This window comes from Geodermatophilus sp. URMC 65, from assembly GCF_053502545.1.
Window position 1 is genome coordinate 4241791 of the sequence record NZ_CP199954.1, and the last position, 15534, is coordinate 4257324.

The following is a 15534-nucleotide window of genomic DNA, read 5'->3' on the forward strand; positions in this document are numbered from 1 at the left end:
ATCGACCCGGTAATCAGCGGGTTCGGGGTTCGAGTCCCTGATGGCGCACCCAGTAGGTCTGTCCTTGCTGGTCACACGCGAGGCTAGCCATGGCCGCCGCAGTTCAGCGGCGTTGAGGCAGAAAACGCACGTCAAACTCGCCAAGCCGCGAGCGGGCTCGGGACGCTGGCTAGCGGACCGGGCCGCCTACAGGTCGGCGAAGAACTCGGGAACGACGACTGGCCGGGACTCGACGCCGAGGCCGTGCTCGTAGAGCAGGTCGCAGAGAGCTTCGCCGTCGATGAGGTCGATCGGCGCGCCCCCTCGTCGAGCCTCGTCCCTCGCTCGGGCGGTGAAGACGCTCGTGGTGATGCAGAAGCCCTTGTCGCCGCGGTGAGCCATGGCGCCACGGAACTCACGAATCTTGTTCGGCTGGATGGGGTGATCGATCTTGTACCGATTGGCCTGGACGAAGACCGGGAAGCTGAGCAGCGAGACCTGGAGAACGCCAGTGCCATCGAGCCCCTCGTCGTCTGAGTATCGGCTGACGTCGACATCGCGACAGCCGAGGGACCGCAGCAATCGCTCGCACAGGCGCTCGAAGCTGTCCGGGGGCATCGAGGTCAGGACCTGAACCAGCTTGAGCGCCAGGACTCGCTGGCCTGCTCGGCGAGGTCGTCGCTATCGCGGTCAGCCACGGAAGGTTCCTCGGGTAGCGACTTACGACGGCGCCAAGCCTCGCTCCGAGCCGTTTGGTTGGCGGCGACGACTGCCTCATGGCCTTGTGCGAGCAGCTCGCGGCCCCGACTCGTGATCGACCACACGCCCCGGTCGGAGTTGTCTAAGCCGCCCATGAGTTTGAGTGAGCTGAGGGCCCACCCGACGCGATCAAGGGCAACGCTTCGCCCCTCGTGCTTGCCGCCGGGGCAAGTCAAAGCAAGCTGATCGTCGCTCAGGCGCGTCTCCTGGACGACCTTTTTCTTGACCTCGGATCGCCCTAGGGCGCCGTCAGCTCGTGAGATCCCCGTCAGAGCGGGAAGCAGAAAGTTCTCGTACGTAGGGAGCGCGTGCTCGCCCAACTCAGTTCCAGTCCTCGTAAGCAAGGGTGGACTCGTTAAGCTCGTCGCGACGAGAACGCCAATCCGGCAAGTGCTTATCCATCAAGTCGACAAACCGTTCGTTATGGGTCCGCTCGTGGAAGTGAACGAGTTCGTGAACCACGACATACTCCAAGAATCGTGGATGCTTCTTCGCGAGTTCGGGATTGAGCCAGATCGTCCCCGAACGAGCGATGCAAGTACCCCACTTGGTCTTCATGCGACGCACTACGACGCTGGGCGCCTCCACTCCGATGACTCGAGCCCACTTCTCGAACAAGGCAGGCAACGCCGCCCTGAGTTCACGGCGATACCAGCGGTCGAGAACACCGAGCCGCTCCTCGGGCGCTGCTCCAGCCGACGCAACCACCCATAGCGTGCTCCCGCTCATCTCGACGCGGTGGTGGCCGCTAGTACGTGACACATCGAGCAAGTAACGCTGGCCCCAGACGAAGTGGCTCTCACCCGACAGCATCTCGCGCTTCGTTTCGCGGTCTGCTGCGAGAAGTTCCTTGCGTTGGCGTCTAATCCAGGGCAGGCGCTCAACGACGGCACGCCGGATGGCGTCCTCATCCATACGATCCGGCGCAGCGACGCGCACTCGGCCTAAGGGCGGGTACACGGAGATGTGCAGGTTTTTGATGTCCTTGTAGACGACCTCGACTGCAAGATCGCCCACCTCGAGATGTGCAGCGTTAGCGATACTCATGATTCTCCTTGAGCAGTGCCAGCAACGCGGTCACAACACCAGGGTCCGTGTCGGGCGGCATCGCATCCGCGATGGCCAGTTCTAGCGCCCGTTCCTTGATCAAGGAGGTAGTCCAGCCGTGCTCCTTGCTGCTCTCGATGACGTCGTGAAGCCCTTCGGTGTCGATGCCATATGGTAGGCAGAAGTTCACAAGGGCACGCTTGCCTGGAGTATTCGCCCACTTCGGGAAGGGCGTCGTTGCCTCACCTGTGCCGATCTTCTTGACCAGGTCGATCAACTGATTGAGGAAGGCCTCATAGTCCAGGGAATCTTGCCGCTTCTCGGCAATTAGCGCATCGAGCAGCCTGGACATTTCATCGTAATAGCGCGGATCGGTAGCTCGCTTATTTACGATAGTCCTGCGAACGTTGTTGAGGATCGTTGCGGCCACCGCCCTCCGATCAGCTCTCACTCGAGCGGGGAGCGTGTTCACCGCGCCGAGTCCAAGTTCGACGATCGTGTGGACGAGACCCTCCTCCAAATCAGCAATAGTCTCGGAAGGATCGGCTTGTATGTAGCTGTCGAGGAGCTGGCGCATGGCCGGCTCGTATTTCTTGAGGTCGATGTTCTCGTCAGCAGCGAGTTGAACGCCCTCACTGAGCGATACGAAGTCGGCGACCTCCTTCTTGATCGCCTCGGCTTCGGCCGCCGTGTAGCCGGCCTCGGCCATATCATTTGCGAGGGCAGCGTACGCACGAGCGAGCGCGCCGACCGCCTTGTACAAGTCCGCTCGTTTCGGCTCGTTGACTAGCAGCAGAATCTTGTCGCCGTCGTCGCCGCCGCAAAAGTACTGAAGGAAGTCGGCGATTTCTCTTGGCGGAGCGACCGGCTCGCACAGCAACCGGATTTTGTCCAGCGCGTCATCGAGGTCCTGTCGCCCCTCTTTGATGCGGTCCTTCAGCAGGCCCTTCACGTCCTCCTGCGAGTAACCATCGAATGCGCCCGACGTGTAGTCAGTGATGGCTGCTTGTATCGACTTGAACAGGTCCCGATAGTCGACAATGTAGCCATAGACCTTATCGTCGCCGTCCAAGCGGTTCACGCGACAGATCGCCTGAAACAGCCCGTGGTCTTTCATCTTCTTGTCGATGTAGAGGTATGTCGCACTCGGCGCATCGAAGCCTGTCAGCAGCTTATCGACGACAATGAGTAGCCGCATCTCGCCGGGCTTTTCGATGAACGCCTGCTTCACGTCCTCCTCAAACTCGTCAATACGCTTGACGGCTTCGTCAGCCGGGACACCGAAGTGGTCCGAGAGCATCTGCCGATAGATGTTGTACTTGGCGATTTCCTCAGTGTCGCCCTCGCCAGCGTCTTCCTTGGAGATAAGCGTTGGATTCGGAACGTAGCTCGTAACAATCGCCAACTTGCTCTTGAGCGTCGTGGAGCTGAACGCCTCATAGAACTTGCACGCCTGATAGACGTTGTCGCACACAAGCATGGCGTTGCCCGTGCCGTCCATTAGGCGCGGTTGGCGCGCCATGTCCATAAGGATGTCAGCAACGATCTGATTAGTTCGCGGCTGCGACGAGAAGACCTTTTGCATGGTGCCCCAACGGCGCTTCAGTTGGGCTTTGGCCATGTCGGTCATTCCAGCTGTATTTGCGTCGAACCAAGCGTCTACCCTGTCGGGTCGCACCAAGTCCTGATCGATTCTTCGCGCTTGGTAGCGAAGGTCAAGCACGACGCCGTCCCGGACAGCCTCGTCGAACTTATACGTATGGATAAAGCTGCCGAACTTGGCGATGGTCGATTCCTCGTCCGCCTTGAGCAGAGGCGTACCGGTGAAACCGATGAACATCGCCGAGGGCATCAAATCCTTCATAGCGTCGTGCAGCTTGCCGCTCTGGGTCCGGTGCGCTTCGTCGACGAACACGAACAAGTTGCCCTTTACAGAGAAGTCGGCCGGCAGGCGCTTGTTGAGATCAGCGATGAAGTCCTCACTGACGTCGTCGTTGCCGTCGTCCACATCTGAGGTGTCGTCGCCGTGAAATTTGTGCACAAGCGAGCAGATCAGCCAGGGCTGCGTCGCGTTGAGTTGACCGATTAAGTCCGCGCCAGACTTGGTGCGGTAGACCCCCAGACCGACCCCGTTGAAGTCGCCCTCGATCTGCTTATCCAGTTCGTCGCGGTCTGTTATCACAAGAACACGGGCGTTGTCTTCGTGCTCTCTAATCCATTGGGCAAGCCAGACCATCGTGAGCGATTTGCCCGAGCCCTGGGTGTGCCAGACAATGCCGCCCTCTCGGGAGCCAATGCGCGCCTGTGCGGCTTTGACGCCAAAGTACTGGTTGTGCCGGGCTGTCTTCTTTGTGCCACGGTCGAAGACGATGAAGTCGTGGATCAGCTCAAGAAGCCGGTCCTTGTTACACATCTGCACGAGCGCGCGGTCCAAAATCTCGCTCACGCCTCGGCCAAGCTTGCTGGTCTCCGGCTCCTTCCACTTCATCCAGTATTTTTCGCCGGCTCCAATGACACCGTAACGCAGCCCCTCCCAGTCATTGCCTGCGAAGAGAAGCTGGTTCGTGGTGAAAAACGGTCGGATGAAGTGCGCGTTTTGGTTCCCGATGTTCTGCCTGATGCCGTCACCGACGCTGATTGTCGACCGCTTGAATTCAATGATTCCCAAGGCGATGCCGTTAACGTACAGAACGACATCCGGACGCTTGTTGTGATTCCCGGTAATGGAGACTTCTTCCGCAACGGCGAAGTCGTTTGTTTCCGGGGCGTCCCAGTTGATGAGCATTACGGTCTCGTTTGCACTGCTGACGTCCGTCTTCACCTCGACGCCGTAACGCAGCAATCTGTAGACCTTCAGGTTCACGTCGTACAGAGAAGCGCCAGCAGGAAGCGCCGCCGCACGTGAAAACTCGAAGATGGCGCGAGTGACTAGGGCCTCCTCGTACCCGCGCTTGAGCAGATTGGCCCTCAGTTCATCCTCGCGAATGTTCTTATTGTCTTGGTCGTCGAGGTTGCCCGCGTATCGATAGCCCAGGCGCTTCACGAACGTTTCATGGATGACGCGCCGTTGCGTTGCGCGCTCCAGCTGGTTGAGTGTCATGCGGCCACCTCGGCAATCGGCAGCCGCGTACGGCCGGTCAGAAGCTCTTGCATCATGCCCTTCTTGACGGCGCGCGCCGACTCAAGACGCCGTATCAGGGCGTCGATCTCGGCATCTACGTCTTGTAGAACGAGGACTATCCGAAGCTGTTCCTCACGATCTGGCAGGGTGACGCGTACACGGCCAAGAGAACCACCGTTGGTAAGTGCGCGCGTAGTGTACGACGCCGAAGACACAACCTGCTTTCGGACTTCCTGAAGGTGGAAGACCAACGCAAGGAAGGTTGGGTCGAAGTGCGGGGACTTTGGCCGCCCGCGAAGCACAAAGCCACTGAACGATGCTCTTGGGATGTCGTCGACGAGAACAGCAGCCGTGCCGATCTCGTCCACGGTTTCCGATGTTCGCGTGAAGAACAGGTCGCCACGCTGTGCCGAGAAGCGCTTGATCTCGTCAGAGCTGAGGCTGACTAAACCTTTGACACGGTCGGATGTGATGATGGGCGACTTCATCACATCCATGAAGTTGACTATGGGGGTTCCGTGCCCGAAGTATTCGCTTGCCTTATTTAGACCGTTCTTAAACTCGAGTAGGTCGCGAACCATGTGATCCTGCCAAGGGTCGGCGCAACCAGGGAGACGAGTGCGACCCGTCAGAAGTTGTTGCCTCATGCCCTGACGAATGCCGCGCTTCTTTGTAATTAGCCTCTCCAGTGAAGCTATGAGATCGTCGGCGTCAGCGAGAACGGCGGCAACTTCTTCCTGTTCCGAAATCGTTGGTGGAAGAAGAATCGGGATCGAGCGGAGCTGCTTGCCGTTGAGCGAGGGCAGCGCTCCGACAGCAACAAGCGTACTGAGTTTGAAGTTCCTAAGAGCGAAGTGAACAAACCGCGCGTCCGCACGCTCGGGATCAACTACAAACGCCGCCATGTTGTTATCGATACAACTCGGAATAGCGAGCAGCCGCTTGCGATCCAGGTATACAGCGGCGCCAACCTTGGCGAACACGATGGCGTTCGGCGGGAAGGCGGTGGCGCCAAGCGCGGCGCGCACTCGCTCGGAGATGTAGTTGTTAGCCGTCGTCATGAATATCTCGTTGCCAACGAGATTCATGTCCGACACCTTGTAGTAGGGGTAGTCGCCGCTTCGATGGCCCTGATAGCGAGTCGGGAAGCCCGAGCCGCCCTTGAAGTATCCGATCTCGCCGGCCGTCGTAGGTTGCCAAGCCGAGGGTGTGGCGCTCACGGCTTCAGACCCATCGCGACCAAGTGCCCGTCGACTTTGGCACTCAACGCAGTCATGCGCGCTTCAATGTCCTGAACGGTCAGTTCGTAACGCGCGGCTAACACGGCCAAGCGAGCCACGAGCTTGTGTGTTAGTGAACTCAGCTCAGCGTCAATGCCCTGCGCGAGCGTCACGCCCCACTTGTCATCGATGACCAGGGAGCGGACTTCGTCCTCCGTGAGTTTTCCGTATCGAGCGAGGGTCATCTCATCGAGCTTGGCCTGAGCCACTCTGACGGCCTTCTTGGCTGCCGCCTCTGCCTTGAATAAGGCCATGACTCGCTCAAGCGCGGCGATCTCTTCCTCGTCACCGTCATCACCGATTTCTTGAAGCCGGGCCTTGGCTGAGCTGTCGGTGACCGCGTCCTTGCCCTCGTCCACGGCATCCCATAGGAGGCCCTCTTCGACGGCGTGTTCCTCGACGTACTCAGCGATCGCCTGCCCCGCCATTTCGGCTTCCAACCTCAGTGACAGCAGGCGGTCGCGCTCGTCTGCGAAGAATCGCGCAACTATGTATTCGGGGGGCACGAGGTCCATCACCCATCGCTTCGTGCGAGCCCCGGTGCCGAACTTAAGGTGAATGCTCTCGTACTTTGGCTTGCCGTTGTTGTCCGTGCCGACTATGCGCGCCGCGCGGGGGCGAGAGGCCTCGACCCAACCCTCACTCATCACCAGCACGACATCGTCGTGCATCGTGGTGTTCCAGTAACTCATCAATTGCTCGTACACGCCATACTCGTCCAGAAGGGGACGAGGCCGAAAGATGTCGAGCAAACTTTCCCCGAGGTCGGTGATCAGGACTGCCGACTTCGTCGTCGCGTGGATTTGCTCCAGGGTGCCGCGGTGGCCCGTCCACCACTTATCAACGACATCATGCGTCTCTGATGCATAGGTGAGGTACTCCGCTGACGCCGATACAACGAACTGGATGTCACTCTTAGGAACCTGAAGTTCCGAGTAGCCGTCTCGAAGTTGCCGGAACAATGCGCCGCGCAGACTCGGGAAGGCGTCCCAGTACGGCTGCAACGCATCGAGGTCCGGGTTGGGTATGCCGCCTTGCAGATGACCGTTCAGGTCTTGGATGTCTTCGGGGTCCGACGAGTCGACGTAGCGCGGGATGTTGAGGTTGTAGTCGTTCTTCGAGTTTGCGATTTCGCTAACTGGAACGACACGCGAGTAGCGAGGAAACTCAGCTTGTTTCACAAAGGCGTCGACAATCTTATGCATGTCGCGCGGGCGAAGGCGATTCTTATTGCCGTCTTTGATGAAGCCCTGAGAGGCGTCGATCATAAAGATTCCAGTGCGGCCAGCGGCGTCCTTCTTATCCAGGACGAGGATGCAGGCCGGAATACCCGTGCCGTAGAACAGGTTTGGCGGTAGCCCAATCACGGCCTTGATCAATCCGCGCTTGATAAGCAGCTTTCGGATTGTCGCCTCGGCGTTTCCTCTGAAAAGAACGCCGTGTGGGAGAACGATGGCTGCGCGCCCAGTCGACTTCAGGGATTTCACCATGTGTAGCAAGAACGCATAGTCGCCGTTCTTTGCTGGCGGCGGCGCGTAGCCATCAAACCGGCCGTAGTCGTTCTCGACGCCGTTCTTCCAGGTCTTCACCGAAAACGGAGGATTGGCGACGAGCAGGTCGAAGGTGTCGAGTTGTTCGTCAGTCCTAAAGCGGGGGTTTGCGAGCGTGTTTCCTTGCAGAATCGTGCTGGTCTCGTTGCCGTGCAGGATCATGTTCATCTTGGCCAACGCCCACGTAGCGTTGTCCATCTCTTGACCGTAGATCGTTAGACCTTTGGGGGAGGCGTCGGCGACCTTGATAAGCAACGAGCCGGAGCCACAGGTTGGGTCGTACACCGTTGTCGACTTTGGCGTGTTGTCTGGTATCTGCAGCAGCTGAGCCATTACACGCGAAACTTCAGCAGGCGTGTAGAACTGCCCCTTGCTTTTGCCCGACTCGGTGGCGAAGTGCCGCATCAGGTACTCGTATGCGTCGCCCAGTAGGTCGTCGCCTTCGGCCTTAGACGCAGTGAAGTCAATGCCTTCAAAGATGCCGATGAGGTTTGACAGCAGGTCCTGCCGGGCCTTGCCGTCGCCGAGCTTGTTGGGATCGTTGAAGTCGGCGTTGTTGATTACACCCTGCAAGTCGTTCGCATCCGCCAGCTTGCGGATGGCCTTGTTCATCTGGTCGCCGATGTCAGCCTTGCCCTTGAGTGCCACGAGGTCGCTGAAGGAGCCGCCGGCGGGAACCTTGATGAGACTTCTGCTACTAGCCGCGGCCTTATCGGAGACGTACTTGACGAAGAGCAACGTCAAGACATAGTCCTTGTACTGGCTCGCGTCCATGCCGCCGCGCAGTTCATCCGCGCTCTTCCAAAGCGAGCTGTAAAGGTCCGACTTCTTCAGTGCCAACGTGATCTCACCTCTCTGTGCTTCCTTGCGGTCCGTGGCGGTCGCCTCTCGCCACAAGTGCGTTCACCCTAGACGGCTCACACGCGAGCCCGAGGTGTCGACACGGCCGGCGGTAGAGACCCCCTGACGTCAGGTTGGGTGCGCCTGGCCCACTCGGCGCCGCTGCATCACGCGTCGACCGCCGGAGCGCCACGACCTCCCGTGGTCGCCGCAGTGCGGCTCGACCGGAGACCCGAGGGCCGTCGACGTAGTGGAGTCAGCGGGCTACTTCAGTCATTTCGCTCAGTGATCCGTAGGGTTGACGCCTGCTCTTGCGGCGAATGCGGTCCACATGCGGCTGTCTCCAAATTGTCACCGTGGCACTCGTTTTGACATATGGCTGCGGTGCTAGCTTCGCCGCAGTGGCTAAGAAAAGCCTGGTCAGAGCCAGTGGAGCTACAGGGACTCGAACCCTGGGCCTCTTCCATGCGATGGAAGAGGTGGGGGTGTACCATAGGGTCGCAGGAAGAGCAAGGCAAAGTAGCGTGGCAACTTCGCCTCTTTGGACGTTACCTATTGAGTGACTTCCATTCGCGGCCATAAGATCATGCGACCTTGGCGGCGTGGAAAACGTCGGCAGGTAAGGCGTGCTCCAGTTGCCAGAGAACCCGCATAGGCCGCTCGCCGGTGTGCGACACGTAGGTCATCGGTCCGGCGTAGAGGTACGGGGGCGTGCCGAGCGTCCCGTCCGCGGTCTTGGTCTCGCGTACGAACAGGTGCACGGAGGTGCCCATATCGCGGTGGTGCACGTAGCGCTGGCCTGTCGCTGAACGTTCGGCTGTTGAGTTCTGCGACTCCCACTGGAACAGCGTCGGCGAGATGGCGTGGTCTGCGTACATCGTGGTGGGGGAGAAGTGCGCCTCGGTCTTCACCAGCGTCACGAAGAGGACGTCCGCCTGGTCGCCGGGCACCCAGCGCACACCCGAGCCCCACGTGCCGTTCAGGTCGTCTATGCCGAACGCGGCCAGCGCCTCGTCGCGGCTGTATCGGGCGTGCACGTGCAACGGGCGGTCCCCGCCAAGCTCCAGGGCCGGCGTCACCCGGTGAATGCGGTCGTGTAGGACGCCGCTCACCTCGATCAACTCCCGAGCTCGGCCGGGGTTGGCCAGCAGACGCTGGAGGCTGGCCTCCACGCCGCTGAACGGGCTGCGAGAACCCCAGAGTGAGAAGTGCAGCATCGCGGCCAGGCGACGGATGCGCTCCGAACCGTCGACTCCAGTGCCGGCGTTCGCTGCATCGAGCAGTTCCCGCACCTTCTGGAGTCGCTCCAGGTCGTCGATGTGCAACATGCGACCGAACGCCCCGCGCAGCGTCGCGTCGTCCGGACCGGGCACCGAGTCGTCCCAGCCGGCGGCGCGCTTGAGATCGAGCCAACTGCGGCCGTTGCCGCGGTAGAGGTCCTCGAGTTCGACGCCGGTCTCCACGAGGAAGTCGGCGAGCGAGGGCGACTGCGCGGCAGCGGCCTCCGCGACCAGTCCCTTCCACGAGACGTTGAGCGACTGCTTGATGTTGTCGAGGACGATCCGCTGCGCCACTCGATCCAGTTCGACGTGGCAGCCGGCCGGCAGCGTGGGGAAGCCCAGCTCGACGACGCGCTGCACACCGCGCCGTGAGGTCCCGGTCAGCGCCCGGAAACGGAGGTCGAAGCGGAACTCCTTGCGCTGCGCGCCGATGAAGTCGAGGACGGTCAGGCAGGCCTTGTCCTCCGACAAGCGCAGCCCGCGGCCCAGTTGCTGCAGGAAGACGGTCGCGCTCTCGGACGGCCGCAGGAAGAGCACGGTGTCGACTGCCGGGACGTCGAGGCCCTCGTTGAACAGGTCGACCGCGAAGAGGACGTTCACCGTGCGATCCCGGAGGGCCGTCAGCGCGGCTGCCCGTTCTTCACGGGACGTCGTCGAGGTGACCGCCAAGCTCGGGATGCCCGCAGCGCTGAAGCGCTCAGCCATGTACTGCACGTGCTGGATGCTCACGCAGAAGCCCAGGGCGCGCATCTGCTGCGGGTCCGCCACCTTGTCGTGGACCGCCTGCAGGACCAGCCGGACGCGCTTGTCGTTGCCGGTGTAGACGTTGGTCAGCTCGCCGACGTCATACCCTCGGCCGCGTCGCCACCGCAGCTGGTCGAGTGCCACGTCGTCGTGGATGCCGAAGTACTGGAACGGCGCGAGCAGCCCCTGCTCCAGCGCCTCCCACAGCCGAAGTTCGACCGCTGTCCGGCCGTCGAACCAGCGCCGGACGTCGGCACCGTCGGTGCGCTCCGGCGTCGCTGTCAGGCCCAGTAGGAGCTTCGGCTGCAGGTGCTCCAACAGCCGGCGGTACGTGGCTGCCTCGGCGTGGTGGAACTCGTCAACGATCACCATGTCGAAGTGGCGCGGGTCGAGCTGAGCCAGGTCGAGCTGGGTCAGCGACTGCACCGATCCGAAGACGTGCCGCCACTCCCGCGGTCGCTGGCCGCCGACGAACAGCTCGCCGAAGTCGCCGTGGCGGAGCACCTGCCGGAACGTCGACAGGCTCTGGAGCAGCAGTTCTTCGCGGTGGGCGATGAACAGCACCCGCTCGACAGCCGCGGCCGTGCGCAGCCGCCGGTAGTCGAGGGCGGAGACGACCGTCTTCCCGGTTCCGGTCGCCATCACGACGAGGTTGCGCCAGCGGTCGTGGACCTCTCGCTCGGCGTGAAGCTCGTCGAGGATTTCCTGCTGGTATCCGAACGGGCGGACGTCGAGGGTCGCGATCTCGATGGGCAGGTCGCTCGGGCCGCCGCGCTCGGCAGCGATGGCTTGGCGCAGCCGGTCGCCGTCCCGGCTCGGGTCGTAGCTCTCGAAGGACGGATCCGCCCAGTAGCTGTCGAACGTCTCGGCGAAGGTCGTCAGGAGGTGAGACTGTTCGACGTTCGACAGACGCACGTTCCACTCGAGGCCGTCGATGAGCGCCGTCCGGGAGAGGTTCGAGCTGCCGACGTAGGCCGTCGACATGCCGGTGTCCCGGTGGAACAGCCACGCCTTGGCGTGCAGTCGCGTCGTCCGTGTCTCGTAGGAGACCTTGACCTCGCCGCCGAGCTCGACCAGCCGGTCGAGGGCGCGCTGGTCGGTCGCGCCCATGTAGGTGGTGGTGATGACGCGCAGCCGGACACCGCGCTCGCAGAGGTCGATGAGAGCGTCTTCGAGGACGCGCAGCCCGTGCCACTTGATGAAGGCGCAAAGCAGATCGACCCGATCGGCGGATGCCAGCTCTCGGGTGACCTCGTAACCGATCCGCGGCTGCCCACGGCCGTTGACCAGTAGTGCGCTCGTGGAGAGCGGAACGGCCGGTCGCTCAGGGAACGACGCGGGACCAGGGACGCCGCTCGGTGGGGCGATCGCCAGGAGAGTGCGGGCTGGATCCGCGACGGCGTCCTCCATGCCGGCCACATCCGGCGACAGGTCGCTGATGGCCGCGACGATCCGGTTGGCCAGCTCGACCTGCCGGCTGATGGCCGATGCGTCGCTTCCGCCAGCGGCCCGCAGCGCCCGGCTCGCGAGCTCGGTGATGTGTCGGGTCAGGGACTCGTGCGCATCTGCAGGGTCGAGCGTGCCGAGCTGGATGAGCTCGCGGGCCGCTACGGACAGGTCCTTGTTGAGCCGATCGGTGACCAGGTGCTCGTACAGCCCTGTGGGCAGCCGTTCCACCCGGATGACGCTAGACAGCTCATCCGCAACGCTTGGTAGCGACAGGCCAAGATTCGCGATAGTCGTGTGCTTCCATCCAGGGCGTGCCACTCGAAACACCGCGAGGTGTGTCCATCCGCATCTACCTCGTCGACGGCAAACCACAGGGGCTTCGTGTGGTCGATCGTGCGGGCTGGACCGGGACCTGCCTTGCCTTTGCCCGAGCCGACTACGGGGAGGCCCGTCTCCGAGACGAGATGCGGCGCTCTGGCGCCTACGTGCTGACCGGCCCTGAGGAGAACGGCAAGCGCCCCACCCGCGTCTACGTGGGTGAGGGAGATGAAGTCCGCAGCCGACTTGACAGCCACCACCGCGAGAAGGACTTCTGGACTCACGGGTACGTCCTGACCACCAAGGACGATTCCCTAAATAAGGCACATGTGCGATACCTCGAGGCGCGTCTGCTGCACCTCGCGGCCGACGCAGATGCGGCGGTCCGCGAGAACGGCACCTTGCCCCCCGTCCCGCGCCTCGGGGAGTCAGAGGAGGCGGACCTGGAGTGGTACCTCGACACAGCGTTGACACTCCTGCCTCTCGTTAGCGTCACGCTGTTCGACGTCGTCAAGGACCGGCCCGTGCCTGCCGGCGGGGCGACGGACTCGAACGACGAGTCCCCGCTCGAAGGAACCGAGTACTTCCTCCGAGCCGATCTGACTGATGCCACCGGGCGAGATGACTCACGTGGGTTCGCTGTACTCGCCGGGGCATTGGGTCGAGCGGAGACCAAGGTCATGACGTCGAGCTACAAGGACAAGCGGAACCGCCTGCTCGTGGAGGGAGTGCTGGCCTCTCACGGCGACCGACAGTTGCGGCTCACCAAGACGTACGTCTTCGACAGTCCCTCCCAAGCTGCCAGCGTCCTGTCCGGTGGAAGCAAGAACGGCCGCGATGCCTGGCGAGACTCGCAGGGACGATCGCTGAAGCAGAATCAAGAGCGTGTCACTGGCAGCCCAGGTTGATGCTCGGTCGGTGCGGGAGGCCCCGGAGCGGCGTCGTGCGTGACAGCCTCCTCGAGGCTCTGCACGCTGTACCACGGGGGAACGTTGTCGCACTCATCGCTGCCCGCCGTCGTCCGCTCGACCGAGGGCTGACGCCGTGTACCGACTCGACGGACGGCTGGTTTTCAGCCCCAGTGACCTGACCCGGCACATCGCGGTCGAGGGCTGGGCGAGTGGGCTCGCCGTCCGGTTTGTCGAGCACACACGGCCTGCGGCGGCTGCGTCGGACGACGAGGCGGCGGCGGTGGCCGGGCTGTGGCGGTCGCTGCAGGGCGTTGGCTGGGTCGACGCGGCGGGGGAGCGGTCGGTCATCGGCGCGGACGACGTGCTGGTGGTCGCGCCGTACAACAACCAGGTCGCTCGCATCCGGAGCCTGCTGCCTGACGGCGCCCGGGTCGGCACCGTGGACAAGTTCCAGGGCCAGGAGGCGCCGGTCGTCGTCTGCTCGATGACGTCGACCTCGGCCGAGGACGCGCCCCGCGGGGTCTCCTTCCTCTACGACCTGCACCGGCTCAACGTGGCGGTGTCGCGCGCCAAGGCCTTGGCCGTCGTCGTGATGAGCGAGGAACTGCTCGACGCCGCCGTGCGGACGCCGGAGCAGCTGCGCCAGGTCAACGCCCTCTGCCGGCTTGTGGAGATGGCCGGCACGACCCTGCGAGGGGACTAACTCGATGGCATCAGGTGTGACCACCGCCGCGGGGCCGGTGCTCGGGCCGGCCTGGTCGAACAAGGCCTCGCGAGTGGTGCAGGGTCGGTTCCCGCTCGGCGTCGAGCGGTTCATCATGGCGAAGGTCAACGACCTGGTACCTGGGGTTACCACGGTGACCTTGAACGCCCGGTACTACGCACTGCACGGCTACGTGGCCCACACAGGCCAGCGGGACGGGATCACCGACTCGGAGCTCATCACCCGCCTGCGCAGGGCAGAGGTCGTCCTCGGCGCAGTCTCCGCGCACCACCTGAACGTCGACCCCGATGCGCACCGCGCCTATTCGCAGCCGCACGGGTACAACAAGATCGTCTCGGCGCTCCGTCGCGACGGTGCGGTCAACGTGGAGGCACTCTCCGCACGAGGCGCGTACGCGACCGCCCGTCAGGGCTTCCTCGCGGCCTACCGGGGCAGCGAGATGCTCCTCGACGTCCTGGCTCCCGGAGCGCGACTGCGTCCGGGGGAGAACTGCGACGGCACCGCCCTCACGGAGGCCCTCGGTGACCTGGACGGTCTGGTGGGCCGGCCGAGCCTCACCGAGGCCGATCTGGAGGCCCACGTCGATCTCTGCCTGTGCCGCATGTCTGCACCCACCGCCACCGACGGGGCGTGGCTGTCCCGGACGTTCGCCGCTCCGGACTGCGACCGGCCCAGCGATCGACGACGCCGACAGACGCTGCAGATGATCCACCGCGCCGTGACGCTCACGGAGATCGACGGCATGACCCGCGACCTCTCGCGGTTCATCTGCTACTCCGATCAGGCCCACGACGACCCCGTCCTGGCCCGGCTGCCCCTCGTCCAGGACTGGCGCGGCCTGATGCTGCGCAACCAGTCGACCAGCGCCTGGCGACGACTGTGGGCCTGGCTGGTCGATGCCGTCGACGCGCTCAGCACCCGCCGCCTCGTCGCAGATCGCCTCGCCGACGAGCTCCCGTCCGGAACGGTCCAGCAGTGGCTGTCGCAGTTGCCGCCCACGGCGACCCCGTCAGGGCGCGTGACCCACGCCGAGCGGCTGCCGGAGCTCGACGGTACCGAGCACGACGTCGAGCGGTGGCTGGCGGTCCTCGCTCTCGGAGCCCGCCGCTCCGGAGAGCTGCGGGGCCGAGAATTCGACGGCTTTACCAACCGCGTCCCCACGGACGTCCACGAGGAGTTGGCGCCGGCCTGGCTGGCCCAGCAGCTGACCAACTGGACGGAACGCTCGCTCCGCGACTTCGCCCGTCACCTGACCCAGGTGCTCGTGAACCGATCCCAGCGTCTGGCTCTGGCCAAGGCCCGTCCGAACCCGCGTACCGGGGTGCTTGAAATGCCCACCCGACTCCTGACCCGGGACGAGTACTTGTTCACCCAGGGCCGCGAGGGACGCGGTCCGGCGTCCCTGCGGCTGGACCAGCTCGCTCAGATCCTGGCCGGCATGGGACTGCTCGACCGTGTCGGGGACCAATGGACGCCGGGCACCCGAAGCGACCTCCTCGAGGACTGACGTGGACCTTCTCCCCGCACGGCCC

The 15534-nt window shown here is 63.2% G+C and carries 10 protein-coding genes; 3 read left to right on the forward strand and 7 right to left on the reverse strand.

Annotated elements, in window-relative coordinates; all coding sequences use genetic code 11:
• Positions 1 to 186 precede the first annotated feature (186 nt).
• From ACWIX7_RS20520 to ACWIX7_RS20550, 7 genes are all read right to left on the reverse strand, one after another.
• Positions 187 to 597 (reverse strand): restriction endonuclease, encoded by a 411-nt coding sequence (locus tag ACWIX7_RS20520; protein ID WP_448618256.1) that lies wholly within the window; start codon positions 595 to 597, stop codon positions 187 to 189.
• Positions 598 to 602: 5 nt separating this feature from the next.
• Entirely contained in the window at positions 603 to 1082 is a 480-nt protein-coding gene (locus ACWIX7_RS20525) for a winged helix-turn-helix domain-containing protein (RefSeq protein ID WP_448618257.1), read from the reverse strand.
• Positions 1060 to 1785 carry a M48 family metallopeptidase gene (locus ACWIX7_RS20530; protein WP_448618258.1) on the reverse strand — a complete coding sequence of 242 codons (726 nt, stop codon included), beginning with the start codon at positions 1783 to 1785 and terminating at the stop codon, positions 1060 to 1062. Before ACWIX7_RS20530 ends, ACWIX7_RS20525 begins: the two co-directional genes overlap by 23 nt.
• A complete protein-coding gene (locus ACWIX7_RS20535; protein ID WP_448618259.1) occupies positions 1772 to 4885 on the reverse strand; it encodes a type I restriction endonuclease subunit R in 3114 nt (1037 codons plus the stop codon). Before ACWIX7_RS20535 ends, ACWIX7_RS20530 begins: the two co-directional genes overlap by 14 nt.
• Complete coding sequence (locus ACWIX7_RS20540) at positions 4882 to 6126, reverse strand: restriction endonuclease subunit S (RefSeq protein ID WP_448618260.1); 1245 nt, start codon at positions 6124 to 6126, stop codon at positions 4882 to 4884. Before ACWIX7_RS20540 ends, ACWIX7_RS20535 begins: the two co-directional genes overlap by 4 nt.
• On the reverse strand, positions 6123 to 8576 hold the full coding sequence (locus ACWIX7_RS20545; RefSeq protein ID WP_448618261.1) for a type I restriction-modification system subunit M: 2454 nt from the start codon (positions 8574 to 8576) through the stop codon (positions 6123 to 6125). Before ACWIX7_RS20545 ends, ACWIX7_RS20540 begins: the two co-directional genes overlap by 4 nt.
• A gap of 584 nt (positions 8577 to 9160) precedes the next feature.
• A complete protein-coding gene (locus ACWIX7_RS20550) occupies positions 9161 to 12277 on the reverse strand; it encodes a DUF3427 domain-containing protein (RefSeq protein ID WP_448618262.1) in 3117 nt (1038 codons plus the stop codon).
• Between the two features lie 107 nt (positions 12278 to 12384).
• Between ACWIX7_RS20550 and ACWIX7_RS20555 the strand changes: the two genes are divergently transcribed.
• The 3 genes from ACWIX7_RS20555 to ACWIX7_RS20565 all read left to right on the forward strand — a co-directional run bounded on the left by ACWIX7_RS20555 (position 12385) and on the right by ACWIX7_RS20565 (position 15509).
• A complete protein-coding gene (locus tag ACWIX7_RS20555) occupies positions 12385 to 13275 on the forward strand; it encodes a GIY-YIG nuclease family protein (protein ID WP_448618263.1) in 891 nt (296 codons plus the stop codon).
• Positions 13276 to 13411: 136 nt separating this feature from the next.
• Positions 13412 to 13981: a C-terminal helicase domain-containing protein gene (locus ACWIX7_RS20560; RefSeq protein WP_448618264.1), complete on the forward strand. Its 570-nt coding sequence runs from the start codon at positions 13412 to 13414 to the stop codon at positions 13979 to 13981.
• 4 nt (positions 13982 to 13985) lie between these two features.
• Positions 13986 to 15509: a hypothetical protein gene (locus ACWIX7_RS20565; protein ID WP_448618265.1), complete on the forward strand. Its 1524-nt coding sequence runs from the start codon at positions 13986 to 13988 to the stop codon at positions 15507 to 15509.
• Positions 15510 to 15534: the final 25 nt, after the last annotated feature.

Coding starts and splice junctions, on each gene's coding strand:
- ACWIX7_RS20520 (WP_448618256.1), bottom strand. CDS start 597: ATGCCCCCGGACAGCTTCGAGCGCCTGTGCGAGCGATTGCTGCGGTCC.
- ACWIX7_RS20530 (WP_448618258.1), bottom strand. CDS start 1,785: ATGAGTATCGCTAACGCTGCACATCTCGAGGTGGGCGATCTTGCAGTC.
- ACWIX7_RS20535 (WP_448618259.1), bottom strand. CDS start 4,885: ATGACACTCAACCAGCTGGAGCGCGCAACGCAACGGCGCGTCATCCAT.
- ACWIX7_RS20565 (WP_448618265.1), top strand. CDS start 13,986: ATGGCATCAGGTGTGACCACCGCCGCGGGGCCGGTGCTCGGGCCGGCC.